The sequence below is a fragment of the Delftia sp. SD018 genome (assembly GCF_017355445.1).
Taxonomy (GTDB): domain Bacteria; phylum Pseudomonadota; class Gammaproteobacteria; order Burkholderiales; family Burkholderiaceae_C; genus Comamonas; species Comamonas acidovorans.
Genome location: NZ_JADDRN010000079.1, coordinates 1 through 323, shown reverse-complemented (window position 1 = coordinate 323; position 323 = coordinate 1). Strand labels below are relative to the sequence as shown.

At 52.6% G+C, this 323-nt stretch carries 2 tRNA genes; both read right to left on the bottom strand.

From position 1 onward, the window contains the following. Positions 1-132: 132 nt before the first annotated feature. Positions 133-208 (bottom strand) — tRNA-Ala (locus tag INR38_RS28625). Positions 209-238: 30 nt separating this feature from the next. Further along, positions 239-315, bottom strand: a tRNA-Ile gene (locus INR38_RS28620). Positions 316-323 lie beyond the last annotated feature (8 nt).

Here is a 323-nt window from a genome sequence, read left to right as displayed (position 1 = left end):
AGATAACTATCAACACTAAAGCAGTCTCACACGAGACTGCTTTAGTGTTGAGTCAAATATTATAGCACGCTTTTTCGTGCTCTTTTCGCTTCCTCCAGCCGCTTTTTCAAGCTGCTGCCACCAGCGCGATCTTGGTGGAGGATGACGGGATCGAACCGACGACCCCCTGCTTGCAAAGCAGGTGCTCTCCCAGCTGAGCTAATCCCCCGGGATCCTCGACAACCAGATATTGGAATCTTGGTGGGTCTAGTTGGGCTCGAACCAACGACCCCCGCCTTATCAAGACGGTGCTCTAACCAGCTGAGCTACAGACCCAGTCCACA